General features: G+C 63.8%; 7 protein-coding genes. 4 read left to right on the top strand and 3 right to left on the bottom strand.

The genetic code is table 11. The features are described from left to right. Nucleotides 1–55: 55 nt before the first annotated feature. Both GY937_16930 and GY937_16935 read right to left on the bottom strand, forming a co-directional pair. Nucleotides 56–250, bottom strand: a complete 195-nt coding sequence (locus tag GY937_16930) for a hypothetical protein (GenBank protein ID MCP5058389.1) — start codon at nt 248–250, stop codon at nt 56–58. Between the two features lie 9 nt (nt 251–259). Next, on the bottom strand, nt 260–1,240 hold the full coding sequence (locus GY937_16935; protein ID MCP5058390.1) for a hypothetical protein: 981 nt from the start codon (nt 1,238–1,240) through the stop codon (nt 260–262). A 224-nt stretch (nt 1,241–1,464) separates the two neighbouring features. Here GY937_16935 and GY937_16940 point away from each other — a divergent pair, with 224 nt between their 5' ends. The 4 genes from GY937_16940 (at nt 1,465) to GY937_16955 (ending at nt 4,904) form a co-directional block, all read left to right on the top strand. Further along, nucleotides 1,465–1,872, top strand: a complete 408-nt coding sequence (locus tag GY937_16940; protein MCP5058391.1) for a hypothetical protein — start codon at nt 1,465–1,467, stop codon at nt 1,870–1,872. Between the two features lie 178 nt (nt 1,873–2,050). Further along, entirely contained in the window at nt 2,051–2,233 is a 183-nt protein-coding gene (locus GY937_16945; protein ID MCP5058392.1) for a hypothetical protein, read from the top strand. Beyond that, nucleotides 2,230–4,380, top strand: coding sequence for an AAA family ATPase (locus tag GY937_16950; protein ID MCP5058393.1), 2,151 nt, complete (start codon nt 2,230–2,232; stop codon nt 4,378–4,380). Before GY937_16945 ends, GY937_16950 begins: the two co-directional genes overlap by 4 nt. A gap of 2 nt (nt 4,381–4,382) precedes the next feature. After that, the gene (locus GY937_16955; protein MCP5058394.1) at nt 4,383–4,904 is read left to right on the top strand and encodes a hypothetical protein; all 522 of its coding nucleotides are present in this window, start codon (nt 4,383–4,385) and stop codon (nt 4,902–4,904) included. 44 nt (nt 4,905–4,948) lie between these two features. Here the strand turns inward: GY937_16955 and GY937_16960 are convergent. Continuing rightward, a partial coding sequence (locus tag GY937_16960; protein MCP5058395.1) for an SDR family NAD(P)-dependent oxidoreductase occupies nt 4,949–5,709 on the bottom strand: 761 nt, incomplete at its 5' end.

Below are 5,709 nucleotides of genomic sequence, written 5' to 3' on the forward strand. Positions count from 1 at the left end.
CTCCCCAGACCCCGGATCATGGTCTCGCTCTGGGGTACGTAGCCACAAGACTCATTCACGGAGGAGCCGGATGGTGGAAATCTCCTTGTCCGGATCTGGCGAGGGCCCGGGGTAGGCGACTGCCCCGGGCTACTCTACAGAAGATCGAGAGGACGAGCCAGGGGGTGCCGCTGCGTGGGTCGTGGCTCAGCACGCCGAATAGCAGCATCACCAGAGCGGCCGTCCAGCGGAAGAACTCCAGCAGCTTCATCCCGGAAGCCTACAACCAGCCGCCGTCACGCAGAAAGCCGAAGATCGCATCGGCGATCAATCCGTCTGCGTAGGCGTTTGGATGGGGATCGCCCGGTGTGATCCAGAGTTCCTGGGGGCGCTCGTTTCGGAGCGTGTGGAGCAGGTCCAGATAGGGGAGATCGAGCCTGCGAGAAAGCGCCAGGATCTTGTTTGACACGTCGTTCAATGGATAGGGATCGAGCTCGTGGAGCTCCGGGTAGTTCACCAGGACCATGGGAATGGCCTGTTCCCTGCAGAAAAGGGTCAGCAGACCGATCTGCTCTTGCGCTTCGCGCCAACCGATAGCGTCGTCTTCGTAGAGGTCTCGGTAGTAGGTAGACCAATCCTCACCGCCCACGATTCTTCGCGTCACTTCGCCAAGACGTCCCCTGAAATAGACATAGGCGTAGGACCATTCGGCCAGACCCCCTCCCATGCGCCGGGGCGTCGCCTCCGCGTCGTTGAATGAATAGTTGAAAACCACGAGATCCGGATCGAACGCCATGCCGCGCGCCTGCATCCAGCGGCTCGACATCGCGGCGTTGTAATTCCCGACACCGGCGTTCACGACTTCGTAGTCGAGATCGGAACCGCCGCCTTTCAGCCGTGAAGCCAGGCGTTCGACGACCGTGTGCTCGCGTTCTACTCCCCATCCGAAAGTGAGAGAATCGCCTAGCATCAGGATCCTGAATGTACGATCCGGCTTCGGGCGAGCGAACTCCCTTCCCCGTTGCCCCGTTGCATTGATCGTGACATCAACGCCCATCAGGTGGGCGGAAGTATTGGGTCGATGCTCGTGCCCAATGCCGGGATCGCTGCTGACCTGCTTCAGCTCCTTGGCATACTTCCACATCTCCAGGTCGTATTGCATGCCGTCATCGACGACGTAGCGCACCCCGATCTCGAGAAGCACCAGATAGGCCAGCACGGTGACCGCCAGAAGCCCTAGCGATTTGAGGGTTGACTTCACGGTTTCCGAGGGCCTGCCTTGCGCGAAGCCCGAAGGTATTCATGCGAACGCCTCGCGACGGCCGACGTAGAAGGGGCGAGTTCGTTCATGCTCTTTGCATAGCGCACCTGTTCCCATCGAAACTCGGTGTTTCGCGGATCTCGGCGCCGTGCCGGGAATTCGCTCATCGGGGAGCCGGAGACTACCCTCCAGGGTGGGTTCGATCCTCGCTCAGGGAGGCGCCTGTGGAACCGCTTGCCATCGTCACCGCCATCGTGGCTGTACTCATCATCGCAAGCCGCGGCCCGCTGATCTTCGCACCCACCGCCACGCTGGACACCTACCGGCGATGGCTTTCGACGCTCGGCCGCATACGACTGATTGGAGCCGTGGCGGCAGTGTTGGCCGTGGCGTTGCTCGTGACGGGAGGCAAGGCCGACGCGGAACACAGCGGCATCGCCGCTGGGATCGTCGGCCTGGGCTGGCTCATGATGGGCGCTGCGTTCTGGCTCGTGCTTGCGCCACGGCACTACCGGCGAGTCGTCTACGGGTTGTTCGACGCGGTCTCGGATCCGACGGTCTTGCGGGTCGTGGGCGTGTTCGCGGTTTCGATCGGGCTCGGCCTCGGCTGGATCGCCTTCTTCGTGTTGTAGGGTCGGTCGCTTCGCCTTCGGCGCGGTCCGGGCTAGGATGTGATCGACGGCTCATGGAGGCCACCGACGGTCCGCTACCCGAAGAGCCCTTCGGCGTGGATCCTGTGGCGCGACATGGTTCCCGGATCTGGATCGATCCGAGCGGCCCCCCTGACCAAACGGCGAAGAGGCAGACGAGTTGAACGCCTACGAAGATCTCGAAAACCGGGTGAGGGCACGCGGCGTGAGGGTCGAGGAGCGCCTCGCGATCCTCGCGAAGTTGCAGCAGTTCGGAGGTGGCGAAGAGCTGGCCGAGATGTTGGACCAGCACGAGCGTTCCATCGAGCAGGCGGCGAAGAAGGTTCGGGAGGTCGTCCGGTGAGTGCCCCGCCGGTACCGATTCGCCCTGTCGCGCTATCGGCCGAGAACTTTCGCGGGCTCGCCGGGGAGCACTCGATTGATCTCGACGGGGACCTGACCGTACTGATCGGCCGGAACGGCGCCGGGAAGAGCAGCCTGCTGGTGGCAGTCGAGTGGTGCCTCTTCGGTGCGGAAGCCACGAAGAAATCCGATTCAGGCATTGCCGAACGCGGTGACTGGAGCCTGGCAACCGAGGGATCGGTGGGCGATGTGCGCGTGACGCTCCAGCTCGCTGTCGGTGGCGGGATGGCGCGCCTGACCCGCTGTCGCCCGGTGGGCGGCAAGGCACGCCAGGAGGACGATCTCCTGCTCGAGCTTTCCGGCGAGGAGGAACTGCGGGGCAAAGAGGTGCAGGATTGGCTCGCGTGGAATCAGCTACCGGACTGGAAGACCTGGAAGCGTTCGTTCTGCCAGCACCAGGAGTTGTCGCGGGCTCGTGTCACCGATGCGGCAGATCGATCGACTGCCATCGCCGGCATGCTCGGGCTCGACGAGTACCGCAAGGTGAGCGACGACTTGAAGAAGCTGAAGGTGAAGCGGCTCGAGCAGCGCGCCACCGATGAGTTGGCGTCGCTGCAGGACGATCAACGCCGAGCCCTCGAGCGGCCGGGGCTGGAACTCCGCGATCTGCAGGCGCAGCTCGAGCGGCATGGTATCGCAGCCGCACAAGCAGGTGCGACGGAGCTCCAGCGGCGCGCGTGCGCACTCGTGGCCGATGCGCGGGGGGTGGCGAACCGGCTCGACATCGACGACTCGGGGTATCCGCAAGGAAACGAAATCACGAGCGAGCTGCTCGGATGGGCACAGACCTGGCCGGGCGACGTCCGGCGTCGGCTGGATGCTCTCAGCACCGAGCGCGGCGCGTTGGCTGGGCGGGTCCAGGCGCTCGCGGCCGCGGCTCTGGCGTTGGAGCCGGCCAAGAGAGCCGAGGCGGACGCCAAGGCTGTGAAGGAAAGGCTGGCGATGGAGCTCGGCTCCGTTGAAGGGCTGCGCGTTCAGCGTGAGGAACTCGCCACGAAGCGCGCGAGCCTGGAGGTTGAGCGCCAGCAGAGGGACGCTGTGGGCAGCCTGCTCCGAGATGCGGCCGCGGTCTTGAAGAACTCCCACGCTAAGGGTCACTGCCCCGTGTGCGATCAGGAGCGGCGTGATCTGGAACAAGCCATTCAGCAGAAGCTCGATGGGCAAGGACCCGATGCCCTGAGAAGCGAGTTCGAGGCGTTGGAAGCCCGCGAAGTCAAGCTCCGGGCACAGATCGAGCAGACTGAAAATGCGGGAGCGGCCCACGATGCAGCTCGGCAACAGGTTCGCGGCCTGGAAGAGCAGGTACGCGGCCAGCTGCCTTCCGGTGCAGGCGAAGGCGCCTCGATCGACGAGCTTCAGCGGGGTTGGCAGGAGGATGTGCGCAGACTGAGCGAGGACGGCGAAGCCGGAGAGGAGCACATTTCCCAACATCGCAAGGATGCCGAGATCCTCGCGATCCTGGCGAAGCTTCGCGATGCGCGCGCCCGAGCCAACGTTGCCGCGGGTGAACTCACCGAGACACCGGAGTTCCAGGAGCTGCAGCGTGTCATCGATGAGGCCGCAGGCTTCGCGAGTGATCTCGAAGCTCTCGGGGCCCTGGCCCGCCAGTTGGAGGACGAACGATCCGATGAACGCATTGCGGCCGTGAACGAATCGGTCGATGGCTATTTCTCGACGATCGTCGGCGCATCACAGCGGGGCCGCGTGCAGGTTCAGCCGAAGAAGACCGCGACGAAGGTCTCGTACCAGCTGGTCGACGAGCGGGATCGAGTGGTCACGGGCCTGATGAACCAGGCGGCGTTCAACGCGCTCTCCCTGGCTGCGCTCTTTGCCTCCGCGGAAAGCCGCGCTCTCCAGGGGTTGCCCCAGTTCCTCGTGCTCGACGATCCGGGCCAGAACCTGGACGAAGCCCACGAGGTTGGGCTCGCCCGGGCGCTCGCGAAATGTTCGACCTTTGCGCCTGTCCTCGTGGGCACCATTCCGGGAACCCTGGCCGACGCATTGTCGAAGGCCGATGCCGACGGCCTCAAGATCTTCCGGCTCGCCCGTACCGAAGACGGTACCGGCACCCTGATTCGGGAGGCCTGAGCATGAAGCACGCGACCTGGGAGAAGCTCGAACAGCTTCGCGCGGAGGTCGGGCGCGAGTACGGAAAGCTGGTCCAGAAGCTACTCGCCGCTGCTCTTCTCGAAACGGATGTCCAGAAGCTCGTCGAGCGCAGTACCCAGGGGATCGATCTCGAGATGCAGATTGCGGGTGAGCGATGTGTGTTCGAGGTCAAGACGTCCGAGTCCGACGCGATCCGATTGAGCGCAAAGGATTTCGAAGGTCTCGATCGCCTCATCGAGGACGGAGCCAGTGTCTACCTCGCAGTCCTCATGAACGGTCCGCTCGAAAGCTGGATCCTGGCGCGCTATACGCCGGGAGAGTTCCCAGCCGGCAAGGATCTCACCTCGTTCCCGTTTCGCGCGCATCGCGAACCGGAGTTGGAGCGCCGGATCCTCCATGCCTTCGATCGGGTGGTCGATCGAGACGTTCATACGGCGATCACGCACCGTCAGAGCGGGATGGACGAAGTGTTGCAGCAATACCCGGCGTGGGGGCGTGCCTAGCAACGGTCAGGGTCTTGCCAGATCCACCACGACTGGAGTGGCAGCTATTCAGACGGTGTGCCCAGGCCTTTCTTCAGCATCGCGATACGCGCATCGCGCATCGCCTCCGGTGAAGCGGCCTTCGCTTTGTCGATGTCTTCGATCTCATCCGGCACATACCAATGCATGCGGGAGTCCCCCTCGCTGCAACGCCACACGGCTTCGGCGACCATGCTCGGTTGAATCAGCCGGAACGGACCATCGGTCGGTGCCCCGGCGCCGATCGTACGGCCTTCATTCACTTGCTGTTCGCCCTTCACGTAGAGCGCCGATTCGGTCAGGATCGGGGTGTCGATGAGGCCCGGCAGGACGTCGGCTACGCGGACATTGCAACGTGAGAGCTCCACGGCGAGTGCTTCGGTCAGCCCCTTCACCGCGAATTTGGTGGCCGTGTAGACGGCAAGGCTTGGCGCACCGTAGGTCGCCGCTGACGATGAGGTGGTGAAGCACAGGCTATTCGGCGTCGCCTTGAGCAGTGGGAGCGCCGCGTAGATTCCGTTGATCACGCCAACCAGGTTGATGTCGATGATCTTCAGGCTCTGCTCGATCGGGATTTCCTCGAAGTAGCCGGCCGCGCCGATTCCGGCGTTGTTGTGGAGCAGGTCGAGTCGTCCGCCTGTCTCCTCGGAGTGTAGACGCTCACTCAGAAGCGTAGAAATCTGATCATTTGGCCGGGGGGCGACGCAGCCCGCCGTTCCGGATTCCGATTCAGATCTTCCGGGTCGAAAGGTCCTTGACCCAGGGCGAACGCCCTCCCGGCTCGACC

The organism is bacterium (assembly GCA_024228115.1).
GTDB lineage: Bacteria > Myxococcota_A > UBA9160 > UBA9160 > UBA6930.

Coding starts and splice junctions, on each gene's coding strand:
- GY937_16930 (MCP5058389.1), bottom strand. CDS start 250: ATGAAGCTGCTGGAGTTCTTCCGCTGGACGGCCGCTCTGGTGATGCTG.
- GY937_16955 (MCP5058394.1), top strand. CDS start 4,383: ATGAAGCACGCGACCTGGGAGAAGCTCGAACAGCTTCGCGCGGAGGTC.